Annotated in this window: 15 protein-coding genes; 8 read left to right on the top strand and 7 right to left on the bottom strand. The window is 38.9% G+C overall.

Going from position 1 to position 20111, the window contains the following annotated elements:
- Positions 1-12: 12 nt before the first annotated feature.
- From GQO80_RS11610 to GQO80_RS11590, 5 genes are read left to right on the top strand one after another with little or no spacing between them, the layout of a single operon-like run.
- Positions 13-1032, top strand: a complete 1020-nt coding sequence (locus GQO80_RS11610) for a DHH family phosphoesterase (RefSeq protein ID WP_157208528.1) — start codon at positions 13-15, stop codon at positions 1030-1032.
- Entirely contained in the window at positions 1025-1573 is a 549-nt protein-coding gene (gldI, locus tag GQO80_RS11605; RefSeq protein WP_157208527.1) for a gliding motility-associated peptidyl-prolyl isomerase GldI, read from the top strand. The genes GQO80_RS11610 and gldI overlap by 8 nt, the downstream gene beginning before the upstream one ends.
- A gap of 1 nt (position 1574) precedes the next feature.
- Positions 1575-2699, top strand: a complete 1125-nt coding sequence (locus tag GQO80_RS11600) for a peptidylprolyl isomerase (RefSeq protein WP_157208526.1) — start codon at positions 1575-1577, stop codon at positions 2697-2699.
- Positions 2700-2755: 56 nt separating this feature from the next.
- The gene (gene lgt, locus GQO80_RS11595) at positions 2756-3685 is read left to right on the top strand and encodes a prolipoprotein diacylglyceryl transferase (RefSeq protein WP_157208525.1); all 930 of its coding nucleotides are present in this window, start codon (positions 2756-2758) and stop codon (positions 3683-3685) included.
- 1 nt (position 3686) lies between these two features.
- On the top strand, positions 3687-4187 hold the full coding sequence (locus GQO80_RS11590; protein ID WP_157208524.1) for a DUF192 domain-containing protein: 501 nt from the start codon (positions 3687-3689) through the stop codon (positions 4185-4187).
- Here the strand turns inward: GQO80_RS11590 and GQO80_RS11585 are convergent.
- From GQO80_RS11585 to gyrB, 7 genes are all read right to left on the bottom strand, one after another.
- Positions 4172-4618: a GNAT family N-acetyltransferase gene (locus GQO80_RS11585; protein WP_157208523.1), complete on the bottom strand. Its 447-nt coding sequence runs from the start codon at positions 4616-4618 to the stop codon at positions 4172-4174. The two genes, GQO80_RS11590 and GQO80_RS11585, sit on opposite strands and share 16 nt — an antisense overlap.
- Positions 4619-4637: 19 nt before the next feature.
- Positions 4638-5912, bottom strand: a complete 1275-nt coding sequence (locus GQO80_RS11580) for a phosphoribosylamine--glycine ligase (protein ID WP_157208522.1) — start codon at positions 5910-5912, stop codon at positions 4638-4640.
- Between the two features lie 195 nt (positions 5913-6107).
- Positions 6108-9092, bottom strand: a complete 2985-nt coding sequence (secDF, locus tag GQO80_RS11575) for a protein translocase subunit SecDF (protein ID WP_157208521.1) — start codon at positions 9090-9092, stop codon at positions 6108-6110.
- 131 nt (positions 9093-9223) lie between these two features.
- The gene (locus GQO80_RS11570) at positions 9224-9853 is read right to left on the bottom strand and encodes a hypothetical protein (RefSeq protein ID WP_157208520.1); all 630 of its coding nucleotides are present in this window, start codon (positions 9851-9853) and stop codon (positions 9224-9226) included.
- 200 nt (positions 9854-10053) lie between these two features.
- Positions 10054-10974 carry a malate dehydrogenase gene (gene mdh / locus GQO80_RS11565; RefSeq protein ID WP_157208519.1) on the bottom strand — a complete coding sequence of 307 codons (921 nt, stop codon included), beginning with the start codon at positions 10972-10974 and terminating at the stop codon, positions 10054-10056.
- Between the two features lie 241 nt (positions 10975-11215).
- Complete coding sequence (locus tag GQO80_RS11560; protein ID WP_157208518.1) at positions 11216-12232, bottom strand: DUF6588 family protein; 1017 nt, start codon at positions 12230-12232, stop codon at positions 11216-11218.
- A gap of 223 nt (positions 12233-12455) precedes the next feature.
- Positions 12456-14405, bottom strand: a complete 1950-nt coding sequence (gyrB, locus tag GQO80_RS11555; RefSeq protein ID WP_157208517.1) for a DNA topoisomerase (ATP-hydrolyzing) subunit B — start codon at positions 14403-14405, stop codon at positions 12456-12458.
- 652 nt (positions 14406-15057) lie between these two features.
- Between gyrB and GQO80_RS11550 the strand changes: the two genes are divergently transcribed.
- The 3 genes from GQO80_RS11550 to gatB/aspS are packed head-to-tail and all read left to right on the top strand — an operon-like array spanning position 15058 to position 20065.
- The gene (locus tag GQO80_RS11550; protein WP_198037773.1) at positions 15058-15327 is read left to right on the top strand and encodes an Asp-tRNA(Asn)/Glu-tRNA(Gln) amidotransferase subunit GatC; all 270 of its coding nucleotides are present in this window, start codon (positions 15058-15060) and stop codon (positions 15325-15327) included.
- A gap of 2 nt (positions 15328-15329) precedes the next feature.
- Complete coding sequence (locus GQO80_RS11545) at positions 15330-16730, top strand: amidase family protein (protein ID WP_157208516.1); 1401 nt, start codon at positions 15330-15332, stop codon at positions 16728-16730.
- Complete coding sequence (gene gatB/aspS / locus GQO80_RS11540) at positions 16730-20065, top strand: bifunctional amidotransferase subunit GatB/aspartate--tRNA ligase AspS (RefSeq protein WP_157208515.1); 3336 nt, start codon at positions 16730-16732, stop codon at positions 20063-20065. Before GQO80_RS11545 ends, gatB/aspS begins: the two co-directional genes overlap by 1 nt.
- Positions 20066-20111: the final 46 nt, after the last annotated feature.

The raw sequence follows: 20111 nt of genomic DNA, 5'->3' as shown, positions 1-20111 counted from the left end.
TATTCGTCCTCTATGAATACACAAGACCTATTAAACATTAAACAATTATTAGCTTCCAAAAAGCAAATTGTTATTGTACCACATAAAAATCCCGATGGCGATGCCATTGGTTCAACGCTTGGGCTTTATCATTACCTTTTGAAAGGAAACCACCAAGTTCATGTTATTAGCCCCAACGACTATCCTAACTTTTTAAAGTGGATTCCTGGTGAAAAATCCATCCTAAAACACGATACCCAAACCAAAATATGTGAAGCTTTAATTGAAGCTGCCGACATTATTTTTACCCTAGATTTTAACGCATTGCACCGAACCGGCAATATGGAAACGGCGCTAGCTGAAAGTAAGGCCATAAAAATAATGATCGACCACCACCAAGCACCCGATGCTTACGCTACTTACGTTTTTAGCGATGTTACCATGAGTTCAACCTGTGAAATGGTCTATCATTTTATCAACATGTTGGGCGATGCCAACCTAATTGATGCCCCTATTGCAACCTGTTTGTATGTTGGCATTATGACCGATACGGGCTCCTTTAGGTTTCCTTCAACCACCAATAAAACCCATGAGATTATTGCCCAGTTAATTGAAAAAGGTGCCAATAATGCCGAAATACACAATCGGGTTTTTGATGCCAATAGCTACCAAAGTTTACAACTATTGGGTTGTGCCCTCACCAATTTGAAAATCATCCCCGAACTTAGAACCGCCTACATCACCCTTTCGCAAGAGGAATTAAATAGATACGACTATAAAAAAGGCGACACCGAAGGCATTGTAAATTATGGGTTATCTATAGAAAACATGATTCTTGCCGCCATTTTTATTGAAGACAAACAAGAAGGCATCATTAAAATTTCACTCCGCTCTAAAGGCCATTTTTCTGTGAACGATATGGCAAGAGCGCATTTTAACGGTGGCGGCCATATAAATGCTGCTGGCGGAAAGAGCTTTTTATCATTAAAAGATACGGTTGAAAATTTTATTAGTATATTGCCCAAGTATAAAAAAGCCTTGAACAATGAATAAATTTTACCTACTTAGCCTCATTTTATTTGCTTTTATAAGTTGCAAATCGCCAGAGGCCAGACATCCGGTTAGTGTAAAGTCGGGGTCGTTTATCGATGCTTCCGTAGAACGCAACAAGAAAATGAATTCCAAGGAACATGCCCACATCAAAAAGCTTATTCAGCAAGAAAAAAATCTAAAATACATAGCTTCGCCCAATGGCTTTTGGTATGCCTATAAAACAAAACTTGAGGCCGATTCCTTAAAAACCCCAAAATTTGGCGATGTGGTTACCTACAATTATAACATAAAAGCCCTAAATGGCACTGAAATTTACACTACTGAAAACCTTAAAACCCAAACCTACACCATCGATAAAGAAGAACTTTTCTCAGGTTTGCGAGAAGGTTTAAAACTGATGAAGGAAGGCGAGACCGTTACGTTTCTGTTTCCTTCGCAAAAAGCCTACGGATATTATGGCGATGGCAACAAAATAGGCAGAAACACACCGCTTATTTGCGATGTAACCTTATATAGCATTACCGAAAACGAACACAATTAATATGAACCGATCTAGAAATTACATCGCTGCCCTATTCGTTGTTTTAACCGTTTTTTCATCTTGTAAAGTACAATATCCCGATTTGGAAGATGGCTTGTATGCCGAATTTGTAACCACCAAAGGCACCATGTTGGCTAAATTGGCGTTTGATAAAGCACCCATAACCGTTGCCAATTTTGTGGCCCTGGCCGAAGGTGAGAACACCTTGGTTGACAGCATGTACAAAGAAAAAAAGTTCTATAACGGCACCATCTTTCATAGGGTTATTGATAGCTTTATGATTCAAGGTGGCGACCCTTTAGGCACCGGTGAAGGAAATCCAGGATACCGTTTTAACGATGAATTTCACCCCGATTTAAAGCACGACAAACCCGGTATTTTATCGATGGCAAATTCAGGGCCCAATACCAATGGTAGCCAATTTTTTATTACCGAAGTGCCGAAACCCCATTTAGACAACCACTATAATGTATTTGGAGAGCTCGTATTAGGCCTTGATGTGCAGGACAGCATCTCCAATGTTAAAACCGATGCCAACAACAAACCGCTTGAGGCCGTTGTTGTTAAGGAATTAAACATCATTAGAAAAGGAAAAAAAGCCAAGGCCTTTAACGCCCCAAAAATTTTCATTGACCATTTCTTAAAGGCTGAAGAAATTGAAAAAGAAAGAATAGCTAAAGCCGAAGCCATTTTAAAAGCTAACAAACAAAAATTCGACAAACAGCTGGAAGCCGCCGTAACCTTACCATCGGGTTTAAAGTATAACATTACCGAAAAAGGCACTGGAGCAAAATTAAAGGAACACTCGAAAGTACGAACCCATTATGCCGTTTATTTTGAAGACGGCAAGCTACTGGAAACCAGTAAACTGGAAACGGCCGAAGCGGGAAACATGGTTAACCTGCAACGCAAAGCGGCAAACCAGTACCAACCCATTTCGGCAGATATTGGCCCCAACGCCCGCATGATTGCCGGCTTTAAGGAAGGTCTGCAACAATTGCATGTAGGCGATAAAGCAACCCTGTTCATCCCCTATCATCTGGCTTATGGTGAAACGGGCAACCGAGATATTCCTCCAAAAACCAACCTTATTTTTGAAGTTGAAATAGTTGAACTTCTTAAATAATTTTTAACAAACAACGCGTTGTAAAAACGTATATTTACATCGAAAATTGAAAATCTATGTACTTATTAAAATTTGATTGGAACCCCATAACAGGCATCGACATTATTGGTAATTTTAAGTTGCACTTTTACAGTTTAATGTGGGTAGTTGCCTTTGTTTTGGGCTGGTACATTATGAAACGGATTTTTACAAAGGAAAAAGTATCGTTGGAATACTTGGACCCTTTATTTATATACACCGTTTTGGCCACCATGATTGGCGCCAGGTTAGGCCATGTGCTTTTCTATCAATCTGAATTAATTACGGAAGATTTTCTAAGTATTTTTCTTCCCATCCGCACCAATCCCACATTTGAGTTTACTGGGTTTCAAGGTTTGGCAAGCCATGGTGCCGCCATAGGCATTATAATTGGCATGTACCTATACCGTAAAAAATACCAATACAAATCGCTGCTTTGGATTTTGGACCGGGTAGTGATTTCAGTAGCATCAGGAGCAGTATTTATTAGGATTGGCAACTTTATAAACTCGGAAATTATTGGCAAAGTAACCGATTCTTCTTTTGGCGTTCGCTTCATTCAAGATGAATATTACAAGCATCAAATCATGCAGTTAACGGGCATTAACGATGTGCAAAAGGCCTATAATGCCGTAACCAACAATCCGCAATTCCAAAATTTATTGGACGCAGTTCCATACAGGCATCCTGCACAATTATACGAATCGTTCTGCTATATTTTCGTGTTCCTTATTTTATGGTATTTCTATTCAAGAACCACTAAAAAAGATCAAACAGGGTTTTTATTTGGCTTGTTTTTAATCTTGCTTTGGACCATCCGTTTCTTTGTAGAATACGTTAAAGAACCCCAGGGCGACGAGTACATAAACTGGTTCGGGCTCAATACAGGACAATGGTTAAGCATTCCGTTTATAATTATCGGTTTGTATTTTATGTTTGTTTATAAACCAAAAACGGCGGTAAAATAACATGAACCTTAAACAATTTCAATATGTTTTAGTTGTAGCTTTTGGGCTTTTAACTCTCTGTCTTGTAGCCTGTAAAGAAGATAAAAAAACGATTGAACAAACTAAAATCAGCTTTAGAAAAGAAGGGGAGCTTACCATTATTAAAGTGGCCGACTCAACAGAAATAAAACTGGATATTGAAATTGCCGACACCGAATTTGATACCCAAACCGGTTTGATGTACCGCGATTCGATGGCAAAAAACCAAGCAATGCTATTTGTTTTTGATGATGTAACCGAGCGTTATTTCTATATGAAAAACACCAAAATTCCCTTGGACATTATTTTTATAGGTGCCAACAAAAGCATAGTGAGCTTTCAAAAAAACGCCAAACCTTTTGATGAAAATTCTTTGCCATCAAATGCCCCGGCAAAATATGTACTGGAAGTAAATGCTGGTTTGGTTGATACTTGGGGGCTTTCCGTAGGAGACAAAATTGAATATCATCAAATAGGATTATAAACATAAACCACCTCCGTTGCACCGCTATTTTGTAACGATTCAACAGCCTTAAAACCGTTCTTAACGTAAAAAACATCTAGTTTTAACTCTTCAATGGTTAACCAAAAGGCTTGTTTGGGATGTGTTTTCTTTAAATTTTCCAACCAAATAGAGCCCAAATTTTGCTGTCTTCGTTCTTCAATAACATAAATAAAACCTACATACAAATACTGGTTATTAAAGTAGAACGCAGCTTCTTTTTCGGCATAAAACATATCTGGTGGGCATTTTGAGAACACCAAGCCACCTGCCACTATCTTGTTATCATCAAAAAGCAAATAACAGTTTGTAGAAGCCTTATAATCGTCCCAAAAAGGAACGATGCCCGCTTGCCAATCTTGGGGCATCAACTTGAAAAACGGTGCACAATCATGGGTTAACCTGAAAATCATGTTTAAGCTAAAATTTGTGTTACAATAACCCCCACGACCATAATTTATCGGAGTCCTCAGACCAACGGTCGCCAATATCGGTGCGGTAATAGCCATTATTGATAATAACGTTATTAATGCGGTTGTACATCATTTTTTGGGCATCCTTCATGGTATTGCCAACACCCGTAACCAGTACCGCAATGCCTGTGTTGCCCGTAATGAGCCATTCATCCTTCACCTTTTTTAAGTGCATGGGGTGCACACCTTCTTTTCCGTTCTTTTTAAATACCACAACAGCATCCTTTGAAAAAAGGTTAAAGGTTTTTTTATCATCATAAGGAAACGGTGGTACCACAATATAAGCACCCACTTGAAACCCTTTTTTTACGTTTATTCTGAATGTTTTTTTTGATGCCAACTTTAAAAAAAGCTCGCCCAAGGGTTCGTTGATACCTGCCCGTTGAATGAAAATTTGAGGATAGCCAAAACGCGAGGTAAACTCAAGCGGAAAGATGCCGTTACCGTTTACGATGCAGTTAATATCGATATGACCGATGAAGTTGTGCTTTGCAAGCGTGCTTTGGAATTTTAACAATGTCGCTTCAAAAATGGGGGAATCTTTGGTCCAGAACATGCTGGTGCCCATTTCGCCTGTTGAAACACCCAACTCTTTAGGAAACAGTTTTTTATGTTCAAAAGTAATGTTTATAGGATACACAAATTCGTGACCATTAAAAAACGCCGCAATAGAAACCTCTACGCCTTTTACTTTACGCTGTAATTGAAAATTACCAAAATCGTTGCCCCAGGCCTTTTCGTAGGCCCTTAAAATTCGTATCACGTCCAAACCTTCATCATCGCTTCCCACAAACAACAGTTGTTTCAGTTCCTGCGTTTCGCCACAGGGCTTTACTACATAAGTATTTGGGTTGGCTTCAATATAGGTAATGGCATCGTTAAACGAAGTAAACTCTTTTGATGGAATGATTTTTATTTTGTGTTTTTTTAATTCGGCCTGTCCGTAATTCCTATCCAGTTCTAACCTGTCGGTGTATTCAGTACCACCTACTACCAGTTTCCCAGCGCTCCGAAGCTGGGTGGCTATTTTTCCATAACCCGTATAATCAAAAATAATAATATCTGCCCATGCAATATGCTTTTCCCAGTGCGTTGCCTTGTTCACAAAACCAAAGCCTATTTCTTTACAGCCTTTATCCTCGACAAATAGTTTCACCTCGTGACCTTCCTTTTTAATGGTATTGGCAATATCCAGCGACTCGCCCCAACGCGATACAAAAAGAAATTTTTTCATACAGGATTGTTTTGGTTCCAAAGAAAAACAGTATTAAATTTTTAAAGAGTTGAAGTAGTAATTTTGTAACAAATGTATATAATTAAGGGCTTTGTTGTATATACGTTTTAGGGATTGTTTTGGGCTATTTTTATAAAAAAAAGAGCCTACCGACTTATAACGATAGGCTCTTTAGAGAAAATAGTTTGAGTTAGTTTAGCTTTTTATTTTCTTTTTTTCTGCTCTGTCAATAGTATCATACATTAATGGTGTTGCAATAAAAAGTGAGGAATAGGTACCCACAACAATACCAACAATTAATGCGAACATGAAACCTCTAATGGAATCGCCCCCAAAAATGAAAATGGCAAGCAATACCACCAAGGTTGTTGACGAGGTGTTTAAGGTTCTACCCAGCGTACTGCTTAACGACACATCCACTATTTTATCGAATTTCCAAGAAGTATGCTCATTAAAATATTCCCTTACCCTATCGAACACAATTACGGTATCATTTAATGAGTACCCAATTACCGTTAATATGGCCGCAATAAAGGCCTGATCGATTTCCATGCTAAATGGCATAAACTTATAGGTTAATGAAAATACGCCCAACACAATAAGTACATCGTGGAATACCGCAAGAACGGCACCCAACGAATATTGCCATTTTTTGAAACGGAACAAAATATAAAGGAATACTACGATTAACGACCCTAAAACGGCCCAGAATGATTCTTGCTTAATATCATCGGCAATGGTTGGGCTTACTTTATACGATTTCATCAACCCAACGGTTTTAGTTTCGGAGGGCGCGATAAAGTCTTCATAAGAAACACCGTTTAAATGTGGTTGTAAAGAAGTATATAACGTTTTTCTTATCGCTTCATCTACCTCAGAACCTGTTTCGTTTACTTTATATTTAGTAGTAATTTTTAATTGATTGTCCGCACCAAACGTTTTTGCATCGGCACTTCCAAAAGCACCCACCAAGGTGGCCGAAATTTCAGAAGCACTCACATCTTGGGGAAAGCGCACTTGGTAGGTCCTTCCTCCAACAAAATCAACACCTTGGTCCAAACTATTGATAAATAACGACCCCAAGCTTATCAAAATAAGGATGCCCGAAAGAATATAAGCGATTTTGCGTTTCTTCAAGAATTCAATATTGATGTTTCTAAATAAATTTTTGGTTAAAGGCGTTGTAAACTCTAATTTGCCACCTTTGTTAACATACCAATCGATTAATAATCTGGTGATAAAAATAGCGGTAAACAAGGAAGTGAAAATACCAATTAATAAGGTTGTTGCAAAGCCTTTAATAGGGCCTGTACCAAAAACAAACAATATTAAAGCGGTTAAGCCCGTTGTGATGTTTGCATCTAAAATTGAAGACAAGGCGTTACTAAAACCATCTTGAATGGCTTCTTTTAAGCCTTTACCTTTGGCAATTTCTTCCTTGGTACGCTCAAAAATGATTACGTTCGCATCTACCGACATACCAATAGTTAATACGATACCCGCAATACCCGGCAATGTTAACACAGCGCCAAGGCCCGATAAAATACCGAAAATCAAAAGAATGTTCAATAACATGGCTATATCGGCAAAACCACCCGATTTTCCGTAATAAACAATCATCCAGATTAAAACCAAAGCGAGGGCAATCATAAATGAAACGGTACCGCTATGGATGGCTTCCTTACCTAATGATGGCCCAACAACTTCACTTGAAATAATATCGGCATGCGCTGGCAATTTACCGGCACGCAATACATTTGCCAAATCGACCGCTTCGTTTAAGGTAAAGTTTCCTGAAATTTCAGAGCTTCCACCAGAAATGGCACCAGTGGTAACGCCTGGGGCAGAATACACGATATTATCTAAAACAATCGCAATTTGGCTGCCTTGTGCATAGGCTTTTCCGGTCATTTCTTCCCAAATTTTTGCGCCTTTCGCGTTCATTTGCATAGAAACCGTTGGTTTTCCTGTTTGTCCAAAAGCATTGCGCGCATCGGTAACAACAGCTCCACTTAATTGCGGAATGTTGTCCCTGTTGCCTACAAGTCCGTATAAATCAATGATTTCGCTATCTTTTTCCGGTTTGCCGAAAGCAAATTTTACATAGCGCATATCGGCAGGTAGCAACGCCCTAACTTGGGGTTGGTTTAAATAATTTAGAACGGTTTCCCTATCTTTAATTTCAAATTGCGCAATAACCGGCCCACCTTGGTACCCTTGTCCGCGAATAAGGTCGAAAATAGGGTTTACGGTTTTTGTAGCTGTAGAATCGGTTGCCGCTTCGCCCAAAAGATTGTCGATGGTGCTGTCTTTTGCTTGTTCTTCATCCTGACTTTCAACTTTATCGGTGTCGGTATTGGTTTTAACCACGCCTTTTAAAACTTCATTGGCTTGCGATAAAAAGTCGAAAAACTGTTCGCCTTTATAAGCATCCCAAAACTCTAACTGAGCCGTACTTTGCAATAATTTTGTAGCACGCTCAACATCCTTAACCCCTGGTAATTCCACTAAAATTCTGCCAGAAGTTCCTAATCGCTGGATGTTTGGCGAAGTTACCCCAAACTCGTCGATACGTTTGCGCAATACTTCAAAAGCAGAAACGATAGACTCATCTATTTTGGTGCTTATTACTTTTTTAACTTGTTCATCGGTCATACTACCTTCAATATCGCCATCTAAATTTTTGGTATAAAAAATATCTGGGGAAGCTAATTTGGTAGTACCCTTTATTTTATCGAAAGCGATGAAGAAATCCTCTAAATAAGTGTTCTGACTGTTTTTTTGAAGCTCGGTGGCATCATCCAGCGCTTTGTTGAAAACTGGGTTTTTGGTGTTGTTTGCCAAACCTTTCAAGATGTCCTTTACGGAAACTTGCAGGATTACATTGATACCTCCCTTTAGGTCCAAACCTAAATTCATGGCTTTTGTTTTCACATCGTTGTATGTAAACTTTGCGATGCCAATGTTGAAAACGGTATCGGTTGCAACCGATTCTAGATACTTGGCCTCCTCGGCACTGCGAAGTGCGCGATAATCTGGCTCTTTTTCGGAAATTTTATTGATAGCGATTTCCTCTGCTTTTCGCTCTATTTGATTGGCTTTGAATGTGAATGACAACTGGTAAATGCTTACCAAACCAAACAAAACTGCAAATATTTTTACTAATCCTTTATTTTGCATTTTTTAATTATTTATTGGTCAAATTTTAAATCGAGCAAATATAAAATTTACAAGTGATTTGACAATTATTTTTTAAGTTTATGATTTTTATAGGTTTTAAACACACTTTAAAACCCTTAAACCTGTATTTTTTAAAGTGTTGGATAACCGGCAGGACCCGCCCTAACCTCAGGAATTTTATGTGAGGTGTCTTCTAAAATTATGGCGGTGTTTTTGTAGAAAATATAAGATTTTTTTTCGGATGCTACCTCAGCAGCAAAATCTATTTTATTTGAGGAAATGGTTGGCGTTACATTGAAAAACCGATTGGTATCCTGTTTGAAAACAACCGCGTATTTGCCACTAAAACCAGAATCGGTATCTTGTTTCTGTATTTCAAAAATATCCAGATTGTAGTTTTTTGGATGATTGGGTGAAGGTGATTTTATAGGATTACCATCTTCATTGGAAGCAATAAAACCATGCGCTAGATCTTTTTCTTCCGAAAGTATTTTTTTGATGTTGGCAACATCCGTTTCGCTAAAATAAGTGATTTTTAAACTACCATTTTCCTGCTTCTTCACATGGATTGTGGCAATGCCTATACTTAACAACTGCTTTTTTATGATGGCAATGGTACGTTGGGTTTCTTGGGATGAAACCTTGGCATCGGTAAAACGCAAAACAATTTCCTGATTTGGAACCGGAGCTTGTTGCCAATTACTAACCCCTATTAGGGAAAAAATAAAAATTAAAGCGCTAATGCACCATCTTGCTTTCATCTGCCAAATATATGATTTAGGTAATGAATTGACAATTTTTAACAAGTTTTCTTTTTAAGTTCACCAAAATGGCAACTTTAAGGTTTTGGGAATTTGAAGCCATAAAATACTTAAAGTGCCTAAAGTTGGAAGTTACGCTTTCAACCTTAGGCACTTATAACATTCATTTACTTGCAACTTGAATGCAATTTAGGCACTTTTTATAACAATTCGTTTACCGCCTTAACACCTTCTGCACTTTCAAGCATGTTGGCTTTTTCGGCATCGTTCAATTTAACGGATACAATTTCTTCAATACCGTTTTTGCCTAAAATTACCGGAACACCAAGACAAATATCGTTAAAACCATATTCGCCCTCTAACATTACAGAGCAAGGAAACACTTTTTTTGTATCGCAAGCAATGGCCTGAACCATGGCTGAAACCGCTGCACCAGGTGCATACCAAGCCGAAGTACCTAACAATTTGGTAAGGGTCGCGCCACCTACTTTTGTGTCTTCCTTTACTTGGTTTAACCGGTCTTCGCTTAAAAATTCGGTTACAGGCACACCATTTCTAGTAGCCAAACGTGTTAACGGAATCATGCCAGTATCGCTATGGCCGCCAATTACCATGCCATCTACATCGCTAATGGGGCCGCCCAAAGCCTCTGCCAATCTATATTTAAAACGTGCAGAATCTAAAGCACCACCCATACCAATGATTTTGTTTTTTGGTAAGTTGGTAGATTTATGCACTAAGTAAGCCATGGTATCCATAGGGTTACTTACCACAATGATGATGGTGTTTGGCGAAAATTTAATCAAATTTGAAGAAACATCTTTAACAATGCCTGCGTTTATACCAATCAATTCTTCGCGGGTCATTCCCGGTTTACGAGGAATACCAGAGGTAATCACACACACATCGCTATTGGCGGTTTTGCTATAATCGTTTGTAATACCTGTAATTTTGGTATCAAAAGCATTTAATGAAGCTGTTTGCATTAAATCCATGGCTTTACCTTCGGCATACCCTTCCTTAATGTCCAACAAAACAACTTCTGAAGCAAAATTTTTAATGGCAATATACTCTGCACAACTTGCGCCTACTGCTCCGGCACCTACTACTGTTACTTTCATGTTTTTATGTTTAAAATGTTTTTGTTTTTATATTGAAGCTCGTTTTTAGCACCTCTTTTTTTTTATGTTGCGAATTTCGGCTTATTAAAGTTCACATTATATGATTTTAATCAGGCAAAACTACAAATTTATATGTTTTAAATGAAAAAAGTGCCAGATTTAATCTCGCACTTTTTAAATAACTAAACACTAATTTAACTAAAACTAAAACAATTATTACTATGAAAAAAATTTATAATTATTATCTGAAACTAAATGCGATACCCGCTGATAGGGTGTTATATTCCTGCAAGGTATAATCGGCAAAAATTTTAAAGAATCCCAAACTTAATCGGGTTCCCAATGTGGCCTTGATACCGCTGGTTTTAAAGTCCAAATCTAATGGATCTGTAATCGTTTCGGAAATCGTATCATTGGGTGCCGGTTGACCGGTATTGTATTCCAGTTCATAAGTTCCCATCATTTTTAATGACGATTTTCCTGCACTATAACCAATGCCTCCGTAAAAATTTATAATAGGAAAATTTAAGGATGCTATTGCCTGGGCGGTATATGCATTTAATTTAAGTGCGGCATCTTGGTTGCTTCCCGGAATTTCTGTTCCATCCATGTAATAGTTTACATCCATGGAGGTATAGGCCGCTAATACCGAAACATGCAGTGGTAATTTGTCTAATGGCCCAAAAATACTGGTTATTTCTTTTTTAAGGCCAATGCCCAACAATTTCCCTTTTACATCATCACTACCAACTTCTGGCACCAAACGAAGCATCACATCAAACTTATAGGGCAACCCTACACTTACTTGAACTGCCGGTGAAGGTACCGCGCTTAAAGGCAAATCATCTTTTACACCTGAAGGCATATCGAAAGTTGCCGTAACCGATTGACCTTGTACGGTGGCATTTACGTTCATGGTTGCACCATCTCCAGAACCAACTAAGGTTGGACTTGTTGCAGATGAAGATGTTATATTTGTTAACCCTAGGTTGGCAAACGTTATTAGCTCATCTTTTTCGGGAGCCATGGAAGCATTTAAGCCTATTGAAATATCAAAACCGAATTTTTTATGAACTGCCGCCGTATGGTACCAACCACTGTTTACACCGAATGTTAAGCCTTTCATAACTGGGTTTAAATAACTCTCGGTAAGCTTATTGGCATCGCCTCTTGCCGCCAGTAAAATATTTTCTAATTCTTGAGCCTTTGATAATTGTGTTACAACAATAAATAATAGGAATAGGGATATCTTTTTCATTTATATAAAATTTGGTTACAGCAAATATATACAAAAAAACATACGAAAAAACATTTTGTCGTTATTTTTTGCGTTTTAACGATGTTTATGCTAAAAAAATAACCCTGAAGACGGTCTTCAGGGTTATTTCGGATATTGGGTTATGTAGGTTATTGGTTAGTTGGTCGGAAAGCTTAATAACCTAATAACTTAGTAACTTTATAACATAATAATCGTTAAACGATTACGCGTCAATATTAGCATAAATAGCATTTTTCTCAATAAAATCCCTACGGGGCGGTACTTCATCACCCATTAACATCGAGAAAATCCTATCGGCTTCCGTACCATTGTCTATTTGTACTAAGCGCATGGTTCTAAATTCAGGGTTCATGGTGGTATCCCAAAGTTGTTCAGCATTCATTTCACCAAGACCTTTGTAGCGCTGAATGGCTACGCTGCCGCCAAATTCCTCGGCAATGTCGTCGCGCTCTTTATCGGTCCATGCATAGGCTTTTTTCTGGCCTTTTTTTACGAGATACAACGGTGGCGTAGCGATGTAGATATGCCCGTTTTCAATCAATTCGCGCATATACCTAAAGAAGAAGGTAAGTATTAAGGTGGCAATGTGGCTACCATCAATATCGGCATCACACATTATCACTACTTTATGGTATCGTAGTTTTGAAAGGTTTAATGCTTTACTATCTTCCTCAGTGCCAATGGTAACCCCAAGTGCTGTAAAAATATTTTTAATCTCTTCGTTTTCAAATACTTTATGGGTCATCGCTTTTTCAACATTCAATATTTTTCCACGCAATGGAAGAATGGCTTGAAACGCCCTATCGCGACCTTGTTTTGCGGTACCGCCCGCCGAATCGCCCTCAACTAGGAACACTTCACATTTTGAGGGGTCTTGTTCAGAGCAATCGCTTAATTTTCCGGGTAGGCCTCCAATACTCATCACGGTTTTGCGCTGAACCATTTCGCGTGCTTTTTGGGCTGCATGACGCGCTTGTGCGGCCAGCATCACTTTTTGCACAATGGTTTTTGCATCGTCGGGGTGTTCTTCTAGATAATCGGTGAGCATTTCCGATACGGCCTGACTTACTGAGGCGGATACTTCGCGGTTACCCAATTTTGTTTTTGTTTGCCCTTCAAATTGAGGTTCGGCCACTTTTACGGAAATGATAGCCGTTAATCCTTCACGGAAATCATCGCCAGCGATTTCAAACTTTAAGTTTTTTAACAACCCCGATTCATCGGCATATTTCTTTAAGGTCATGGTCAATCCACGACGGAAACCTGCCAAATGCGTTCCGCCTTCGTGGGTATTGATGTTATTTACATACGAATGTAAATTTTCGGCATAGGAGGTATTATAAATCATGGCCACTTCAACGGGCACGCCATTTTTTTCGCCTTCAAAAGCAATAACATCTTTCATTAAAGGCTCTCGGTTGCCATCTAAATATTTTATAAATTCTTTTAAACCCTCTGTGGAATGGAACGTTTCACCTTCAAAAGTGCCATCATCCTTTTTGTTGCGCTTATCAACCAGATGGATGGTAATCCCTTTATTAAGGAACGCCAATTCGCGCATTCTGCTCGCTAAAGTATCATAACTATACTCTAAGGTTTGCGTAAAAATGGTGGGATCTGGTTTAAAGGTTACCGTGGTTCCGCGTTTATCGGACTCGCCAATTTGCTTCACGGGATACATGGCTTTACCACGTTCATATTCTTGCTCATACACTTTACCATCGCGGTAAACGGTGGCCCTTAAATGTTCTGACAATGCATTCACACAACTTACACCTACTCCATGCAACCCACCGGAAACTTTATAGGAATCTTTATCGAACTTACCTCCGGCCCCAATTTTGGTCATGACAACCTCCAGAGCGGAAACACCTTCTTTTTTATGTAAATCTACCGGAATACCACGACCGTCATCTTCAGTGGTAATGGAATTATCTTCATTAATGATTACGGTAATATTGTTACAATGTCCAGCCAGCGCCTCGTCGATGGAGTTATCCACTACCTCGTACACCAAATGATGCAAACCTCGGGTACCGATGTCGCCTATGTACATGGATGGACGCATGCGCACGTGTTCCATACCTTCAAGGGCCTGAATACTATCTGCTGAATAATTGTGCTTGTTAAATTCTTCTTTTGGTTCGCTCATATTAATTAATATTGTTTATTGTATTTATTAACACAAAAAAAGATGCTTAGCGCATCGTTTTTGAATACGAACAAAGATACAAAACGAATAGGCTTTTTAAAAGTTTTTTATCGAATATGAGTTAAAATTATCAACAGTTGTTAATTACTCAAAAGTGCCTTAAATCGTCTAAAAAGCGCCTTAAACGGCATTTGGTCACATTTTTTATCACGTATCAATTTACAAAACATATAACAACGCGCTAGCGGTTTGATTTTAGGGTTGCCCTTTCTTTTTAATAGTAAGAAAAGTTGCTAAAATCTTCAAAAAAATTCTAGCCAGATGCCATTTTGATTATTGGATCTTGGTTTATCTTTAGAATATTTAAACCAAAAAAATTTTGAAATTAACAATAACAACCAATTATTTAAAAAACCTATAACTAAACTTTACATTTTTTAACAATTTGATAAAACAAAACAGCATATTAGAAAAAATAGTGCGTAGCATATATATTCTGCATATATTTGAAACGCAATAAAAAATTTATGGCCAACAATAACAATACTAATTTCAATAATCCTAATTGTTAGGACAGGAAGGTTATTGTTTTAAAAAATATAAAAAGCCTTCCTAAAACTGGGGGGCTTTTTTTAATTTAAAAACACAGAAAATGAGTAAAATTATGACCGTGGACGTATTGTCCAGTATTAAAGGTGCACAACCCAGTGAGGCGGTGAACAAATTATTTGAGGTGATTAAAAATGCACAACCAACAAATAATAATTCTTTTAATATAAATCATAATAGCAGCGTATCGTTAAACGATTTAAGGGACGATGTAGTGATTGAAAGTTCTTCATTGGAAAAACAACTAATCATGGAAAATTTTCCAAAGGAAAAAAACGGCTATTTGGTAGTCTCAAAAGTTATAGAAGAATAATTATGGCGTCTCAAATACGAAAAATACATCAACAATTATTGGACAAAGAAATTTCTTGTACAGGATTGATTCAAGAAAAATTAAGTTTACTAAAAACCAACTCCAACAACACCGTAAATTCCTTATTGGAGCATGTAGCTTTAGAATTGGCTGCCAAAGTGGACACAAAAATTAAAAACGGTGAAGCTATAGGGTTATTGGAAGGCATCCCGTTTGGTATTAAAGACGTGTTTATGCTTCAGGGCACTACCGCCACGGCAAGTTCAAATATGTTAAAAAATTACAAATCGGCCTACACCGCAACGGCCATCCAAAAACTGTTGGATGCCGGCGCCATTCCTATTGTTAAAGAAAATTGCGATAGTTTTGGCCACGGTTCATCCAGTGAAAACACCATTTTTGGTGCCGTTAAAAACGCCATAAACCATAATCTGGTAGGTGGCGGTTCCAGTGGCGGTTCTGCGGTAAATGTTGCTAAAGATTATACCGTATTTTCCATTGGTGGCGATACGGGCGGTTCGGTACGCCAACCTGCCGGCTACAACCGGGTGTATGGATTAAAGCCCACTTACGGCCGTATTTCGCGCTACGGATTGATGGCGTATGCTTCATCAACGGATTGTGTAGGGCCTATTGCCAAGTCGGTTGAAGATATTTGCATTTTGCTGAATGTGATGAGCGGTAAAGACGTAAAAGACCAAACCACTTATGCTTCCGCAGAAATAAACGATGCCAGTTTATCAAATCACTCCAACATCAAAACCGTTGGTTATTTCAAGAATTTTATTGAGAATGAGGCAATCGACCCAAAAATAAAAACCGATTTTTTAACGGCCATTGAAAAAATAAAAGCCCAAGGCATCGCCATAAAAGCACTTGATTTTTTTAATTCGGATATACTTGTGTCAACGTATTACACTTTGGCGATGGCCGAAACGGCTTCCAACCTATCACGATTGGATGGCTCAAACTACGGCAACCGCATTGACGATAAAAACCTAAAAGAATCGTATGCCATCACACGTTCTGAAAATTTTTCAGAAGAAACCAAACGCCGTATTATTGGGGGCAACCAAGTGTTATCCCAAGGTTTTTCAGATGAAATCTACCTGAAAAGCTTAGCGATACGCGATGCCATTTCTGAAAATTTTGAAAAAGACTTTAAAGAGGTCGATATTATTTTGTCGCCGGTTACCCCCATTACCCCACCAAACATTGGCGAGAGCCTAAAAAACCCGCACGCCATGTACCTATCCGATGCCTACACGGTAGGCTTTAGTTTGGGGCAATTGCCTACGTTAACCACGCCACAAGGCACCGAAACGGGCTTACAAATTACAGCCGCAAAAAATAACGACGAACTTGTTTTGAAGTTTGCTAACTTCTTAAAAAACACGCTATAATGAACCTAGAACAATTAGACGCCGCATTAAAAGCGCACGATTTAGAGTTGGTAATCGGGCTGGAAACCCATGTACGGTTAAATACAAAAACCAAATTATTTTGTTCTTGCCCAAACCAAGAAATAGAAACCCCCAACCAAAACATCTGTTCGGTGTGTACTGGGCAAATGGGCGTTTTACCTGCCATTAACAAAGAAGCCATTAAAAAAGCCATCTTTTTTGGGAAAGCGGTAAACTCTTCGTTCCAAAACGAAGTAATTTCTTGGGACAGAAAGCATTATGAATATCCAGACAACCCAAAAAACATTCAAATTACGCAGTACCACAACCCCATTATTCCCGATGGCGAAGTAGCCTGCTTTAGAAACGATGGCACCCAGTTTACCGTTAATTTAACCCAAGTACATATTGAGGAAGATGCCGCCAAATTAATGCACGAAAAAACCGTTTCGTTGGTCGATTTTAACAAAGCGGGCGTACCCTTAATTGAAATTGTAACCGAACCCTGCATTCGGCATATTGAAGATGCTTCAACTTATGCACAGTACATTCAGCGTATTGTCCAGAATTTAAAAATTTCCGAGGCAAATCTTGAAAAAGGCGAGTTTAAATCGGATGTTTCGGTATCGCTACGCAAAAAAAGAAGCTACGATTTAAACCCACGTACCGAAATCAAAAACCTGAACTCGTTTAAGTTTATGGTCGATGCACTTAAGGAAGAAGTTGAAAAACAACTTAACTACTACATTGAACATAAGGAATTTAGACCCGAACAAACCACGGTTTTATGGGATGCCGACCTAAAGCAAACCAAAACCATGCGCAAAAAGGAGTTTGAGGCCGATTACCGTTTTATTTCCGAACCAGATTTGCCCTTTGTAAGCATTAAAGATGTTGTTGAATCCATTGCTGTTGATTTAAGCACCTTGCCGTTTGCGGTAGAATCTATTTTGATTAAAGGCGGTGTGCTGCCACAAGATGCTAAGTTTTTTACGGCCGATTCGTTGCGCTCTGAAACTTTTGTTGCCATTAACAACGCAATCAAAGAACCCTCGTTTGTGGCAAAAACCCTTACCAACAACATCAAGCCCGAAGATTATACAAACATCAAGCATATTTCAGATTTCATCACTGTTTTCAGCTTATTTAAGGATGAAAAAGTAACGCCCGTACTGGCACAGAACGCCATAAAATTGTTATTGGCCGATGCCGCATTTGATTACAAAACGTATTTTGAAGCGAATACCATTTCCGAAGAGAAAATACAGGAAGCCATCGCAAAAGTTATTTCAGAAAACGAAGCCGTAACCCTTGAGGTTAAAGCAGGAAACCAAGGAAAAGCAGGTATTCTGGTAGGAAAAGTGATTGAAATTATAGGAAAAGGTGCTTCAGGGAAAGTGATTCGTGAAGGAATTTTGGAGATGCTTGCCGCTGGCGACCAAACACCGACGGTTAAAAACGAAATTATAACTAAACAACACACAACCCAACAACCAACTGTAAAAATACAGGAAGAAGTGCTTCCTCAAATTCCAATCGTTATAAAAGAGGAATACCGAACGCACTTAATTAGCGCCATTTCCGAAACCAGCATTTCACAAAAAGTAACCTTTGCCGGTTGGGTATCGAGTGTACGCGATCATGGTGAATTGATATTTATCGACCTACGCGATTCGAGCACCGAAATTTTCCAAGTGCGTTTAAGTAGGGAATCGTTTCCCAATTTAGATGACCTGGTGAAGTTGAAACCCGAGTCGGTCATCACCGTTACAGGTACCATTGTGCAACGTAAGGAAGACGATTACAACACCGCCTTAAGAACAGGCACTATTGAATTGGAAGCTTATGAACTGGATATTTTAAACCTTTCCAGAACCTTGCCCTTTGAAATAAAACGCGCTACCAAAACCAATGAAAACGTGCGTTTCCAATATAAATTTTTAGACCACAGGAACGATGATGTGCGCCGTGTTATTGTAAACCGCCATAAGGTAATCAAACTACTTCGCGATATTTTGGACGCGCAAAATTTCCTTGAAATCGAAACGCCCATTTTAAGTGCCGGTACCGATGAAGGCGCACGCGAGTTTATTGTACCAACGCGCAAACAACCCGGGGCATTTTACACGCTACCCCAGGCACCACAACAGTTTAAACAAATGTTGATGGTTTCGGGTTACGAAAAATATTTCCAGATTGCACGTTGCTTTAGGGATGAAGATTCCCGTGGCGACCGCCAACCCGAATTCACACAATTGGATATGGAAATGGCCTACGCCAGCATGCAACAAATTATCTATTTGAACACGAAAATGTTCAATGAGGTGGTTGAAAAAATATATGGCAACAAATGGATTTTGCGTCCGTTTGAAGTCATTACCTACCAAGATGCCATGAATTTTTATGGTTGCGACCGCCCCGATTTGCGTTTCGGATTAAAACTTCAAGACATTACCAACATTGTAAAAGACACAACTTTTCAAGTATTTAGCAAACCTATTGAAGAAGGTGGTATAGTAAAATGCATCAAAGTTTCCGCAAAAGAACAAGGCAACAAGCGCTTATCAAAAGGACAAATTGAAAAATTAACGGCAACTGCACAACAACACGGTTTGGGTGGTTTGGCCTATATTATTGTGAATGAGGACGATTTACAGTCGCCCATCATTAAATTTTTAGGTGAAGACATTGCTGCTGGTATCATCAAAACCACGGATGCTCAAGTAGGCGACATTGTGTTTTTCTCGGCTGCCGATTATGCCACTGCCAACAAAGCTTTGGACGCTGTTCGACAAGAACTTGGCAAAATGCTGCATTTAATCAACCCTAAAGAATTGCGTCCTGCCTGGGTGATTGATTTCCCCATGTTTGAAAAAACAGATGAAGGCCGATGGACCTTTACCCATAACCCCTTCTCGATGCCCGCTGTTTACGATATTGAAAAGCACATGCGCGGTAATGACGAAGAAATTGGCAGCATCATAGCCCAACAATACGATTTAATATTAAATGGTTACGAAATTGGCGGTGGCTCGATACGGGCGCACAAGCCCGAAATTCTGGAAGCTACCTACAAAAACATGGGCTACACCAAGGAAGAAATGCTTAAAAGCGTGGGTACCATGTACAAAGCCTTCCATTATGGCGCACCACCACATGGCGGTATTGCATGGGGTGTTGATAGGTTGATGATGATTTTAGAGAAAAAAGTGTCCATTCGTGAAGTGATGGCTTTCCCAAAAACAGGCACCAGCGACGATTTATTATTTGGCGCACCATCACTACTTTCCGATAAAAAAGTGGAAGAAATGAATGTGAGGGTGATGAGAAAATAGGTTGTTTATTCATTACAATATCATTTTAAAAGAAAATATGCTTAAA

This window comes from Mariniflexile maritimum (assembly GCF_009746565.1).
Taxonomy (GTDB): domain Bacteria; phylum Bacteroidota; class Bacteroidia; order Flavobacteriales; family Flavobacteriaceae; genus Mariniflexile; species Mariniflexile maritimum.
This window is presented reverse-complemented; position numbering and strand designations above follow the sequence as displayed.

What these genes read in the sequence shown, in the direction of transcription:
- GQO80_RS11610 (WP_157208528.1), top strand. Translation starts at nt 13, where the DNA reads ATGAATACACAAGACCTATTAAACATTAAACAATTATTAGCTTCCAAA.
- gldI (WP_157208527.1), top strand. Translation starts at nt 1,025, where the DNA reads ATGAATAAATTTTACCTACTTAGCCTCATTTTATTTGCTTTTATAAGT.
- GQO80_RS11600 (WP_157208526.1), top strand. Translation starts at nt 1,575, where the DNA reads ATGAACCGATCTAGAAATTACATCGCTGCCCTATTCGTTGTTTTAACC.
- lgt (WP_157208525.1), top strand. Translation starts at nt 2,756, where the DNA reads ATGTACTTATTAAAATTTGATTGGAACCCCATAACAGGCATCGACATT.
- GQO80_RS11590 (WP_157208524.1), top strand. Translation starts at nt 3,687, where the DNA reads ATGAACCTTAAACAATTTCAATATGTTTTAGTTGTAGCTTTTGGGCTT.
- GQO80_RS11585 (WP_157208523.1), bottom strand. Translation starts at nt 4,618, where the DNA reads ATGATTTTCAGGTTAACCCATGATTGTGCACCGTTTTTCAAGTTGATG.
- GQO80_RS11580 (WP_157208522.1), bottom strand. Translation starts at nt 5,912, where the DNA reads ATGAAAAAATTTCTTTTTGTATCGCGTTGGGGCGAGTCGCTGGATATT.
- secDF (WP_157208521.1), bottom strand. Translation starts at nt 9,092, where the DNA reads ATGCAAAATAAAGGATTAGTAAAAATATTTGCAGTTTTGTTTGGTTTG.
- GQO80_RS11570 (WP_157208520.1), bottom strand. Translation starts at nt 9,853, where the DNA reads ATGAAAGCAAGATGGTGCATTAGCGCTTTAATTTTTATTTTTTCCCTA.
- mdh (WP_157208519.1), bottom strand. Translation starts at nt 10,974, where the DNA reads ATGAAAGTAACAGTAGTAGGTGCCGGAGCAGTAGGCGCAAGTTGTGCA.
- GQO80_RS11560 (WP_157208518.1), bottom strand. Translation starts at nt 12,232, where the DNA reads ATGAAAAAGATATCCCTATTCCTATTATTTATTGTTGTAACACAATTA.
- gyrB (WP_157208517.1), bottom strand. Translation starts at nt 14,405, where the DNA reads ATGAGCGAACCAAAAGAAGAATTTAACAAGCACAATTATTCAGCAGAT.
- GQO80_RS11550 (WP_198037773.1), top strand. Translation starts at nt 15,058, where the DNA reads ATGAGTAAAATTATGACCGTGGACGTATTGTCCAGTATTAAAGGTGCA.
- GQO80_RS11545 (WP_157208516.1), top strand. Translation starts at nt 15,330, where the DNA reads ATGGCGTCTCAAATACGAAAAATACATCAACAATTATTGGACAAAGAA.
- gatB/aspS (WP_157208515.1), top strand. Translation starts at nt 16,730, where the DNA reads ATGAACCTAGAACAATTAGACGCCGCATTAAAAGCGCACGATTTAGAG.